Here is a 2,923-nt window from a genome sequence, read left to right on the forward strand (position 1 = left end):
CTTTATTTTATGAATGTGATTTGATCTCGATTTTTGTATAAGAAAACAGGTCCATTTTCTTGAAGTGCAATGGTTTCTTCTAAATAATAATAAATTCCATCAACTTCTACATTTAATTCCAAAGCATAACAAGTATTATTTGATAATTCAATATCCCCTTTTACTGGGATAGCTTCTTGTTGTGAATATAAACCAATGGTAGGTCCTGGTCCATGACCAAATACATTGCATGGATGTGAATATAAAGTTGCATGTAATCCTTCTTCTAATGCCTGTTGTTTGGAAGCTAAAAAAACATCATTACCAGTTTTTCCAGCAATCATATTTTCCATGACAATATCTTGAAAACGATTTCCTTTTTTCATGCCTTCTATTAATTTTTCTGGAACACTTGTTTCATTGTCTTTGGCAACATAGGCTAAACGCTGTGTATCTGTACACATATTCATATAAGTGATTCCAAAATCACAATGTAATAAATCTCCTTTTTCGATGACACAATGATCCATTCGAGAATTTGTACCATTTTCTCTTTGTAAATCCATTGTAGGCTCAAACCAGTATGACAATCCATATGAATTTACTTTTTCTTTCATAAACCATACTAAATCATCTGTTGTTGTGATGCCAGGTTTTATGACAGCTGTTGTATACATTTCTTCCATAATGGAATGGGCAACTTCCATAACTTCTGGCATCATCTGCATTTCAGTTTGAGTTCGAATTTCCATTAATTTAATAGCCAGTAAATCATCATTAATCATTCGATCCAGCCATTTATCTTCCAGATTCTGTAAAAATAAAGTATAAATTCCCATACTGAGTCCATCACTAAAAGCAAATTCTGTAGAACAATTAATGGCGATTTGTTTTGGATTGTATTTATTAAATAATCGAGTCAAAGCATCCATTTGGCTTTCTTTTCCAAATTGATAGAATGGTTCATAATAACGATCTAAATCTTCATCTGGCATACTTAAAGAATAGCGATGAATATAATTTTCTTCTTTTACAAAAACCAGCATAGTAATACGACGTGCTGTTAAATAAGCAGGTGGTGTTAATGCTCTAAAAATTGGTTCTTCATTATATTCTTTACTGGCTACAATCCACATATCGGCTTCTGATTGAAACATAACCTCAGGTAAAATGTCATTAAGTCTTTCTTTTAAGCATTGTTCCTGAATTTTGTATTGTTCTTTTAATGAACGAATTTTCATAAGATACCTCCAAAATAAAAGCTACCTTAATGGTAACACTAAAGTAGCTTAATTCCTATTCATTTTATTTTAATCTTATTCAAAATAAGCACGAGTTAAATCGTAGTGACCTTCTGGAGAAGAAACGATTCCTTTTAAGTTGCTCTTCTTTAAGTAAGGTTCAGAATATCCGATTAATGGTACGATATAAGCTTGGTCTTCTACTAAATATTTTTCAGCAGCCCCTAATTTTTCAAGACGAGCAGCAGGATCACTTTCAGCGTTTGCAGCATCAATCATTGATTCATAAGTTGCATCATCAGTTAAGTTACCAGCTGTATCTTTTCCATATAACATTTCTAAGTAAGTCATTGGATCAAAGTAGTCAGCTGTCATAGCATGACGGAACATTTCACCTTCACCTTTGTCACGAGCATCAAAGAAAGTAGATTTTTCTGTAGATGTACATTTCAAGTCGATATAGATTTCTTTTAAGTTAGCTTGTAATACTTGTGCGATATTTTTGTGCATTGCTGTATCGTTATATTTGTATTCGATAGTTAACATGTTATCTGCACTATATCCTTTGTCTTCCATGATTTTCTTAGCAGCTTCTAAATCATATTTAGTTTCATCACCAGTTTCTTCACGGAAGTCACCATTTGCACCTGGAATACCACTTGGAACATATCCATATAATGGATAAGCAGCTTCACCATATCCAGAAGCTTGAGCTACTTCATCACGATTAATTGCCCAAGAAATAGCATGACGAATATCAACGTCTTTCAATGCTTTTAATCCTACACTTGATTCATCGTTTTCATTTCCACAGTTTAATAAAATGTAGTAATTACATACAAATGGATCAATTACATATACTTGTTCTTTTAATTCATCGTCTGCATATACAGTTTCAGGATTACATGAAGTTGCGAAATCTAATTGATCAGATTGGAAAGCAGATACTTCAGAATCTTGGTCAGTCATGACTGTATATTCAATTGTATTTAATTTAATTTCATCAGCTAAATAATAGTTTTCATTTTTAGCTAAAGTAACACCAGCTGCATAGTCAACAGAAGTTGCTGTAAAGGCACCATCAACTGGATAATCTGTTCCTTTTGCCCATGAATCATCTAATGGATCTTCTCCAACGATGTCTTCACGAACAGGGTAGAATACGTTACTTACTAATACAGATGTAAAATAAGGAACTTTTTCTTTTAATGTGATTTGAATTGTATGATCATCTAATGCAACAGCACCAAAGTCAGTCATTTTTTCAAATGCATCTGGATCTGCTGAACCATCAATGGCACCAGAAATATATTTAGTGATGAACATTGAATAGTAAGCATTGGCAGTACCTAAAGCAGCCGCACGTTTCCAGGCATATACGAAATCATCAGCTGTTAAGTCTTCACCATCAGACCATTTAGCATCTTCTGTGAATTTAATTGTATAAGTTAATCCATCGTCACTGATTTCAGGCATATCTTCTGCTAATACAGGAACTGTATTTCCTTCAGAATCTAATTTATACAAACCATCATACATAGAATTTAAGATATTGGCATCAATCGAAGCATCGACTTTCGCAGGGTCTAATGTATTGATATCCCCACCAACACCTACACGAACTGTGTCAGAATTTGAATCTGAACCACCACAACCAGCTAACATTGTTGCAGCCATCGCAATACTAACTGCACCAGTTAATA

General features: G+C 33.5%; 2 protein-coding genes. Both read right to left on the reverse strand.

Annotated features, from left to right (window positions below; genetic code table 11):
- Positions 1-2: 2 nt before the first annotated feature.
- Positions 3-1,220, reverse strand: coding sequence for a M24 family metallopeptidase (locus tag ACI32A_RS02215; RefSeq protein WP_439753389.1), 1,218 nt, complete (start codon positions 1,218-1,220; stop codon positions 3-5).
- Positions 1,221-1,295: 75 nt separating this feature from the next.
- Positions 1,296-2,923: peptide ABC transporter substrate-binding protein (locus ACI32A_RS02220; protein ID WP_439753390.1), on the reverse strand; the 1,628-nt coding region annotated here is incomplete at its 5' end.

This window comes from Floccifex sp. (genome assembly GCF_051873555.1).
Classification (GTDB): Bacteria; Bacillota_I; Bacilli_A; order Erysipelotrichales; family Erysipelotrichaceae; genus Floccifex.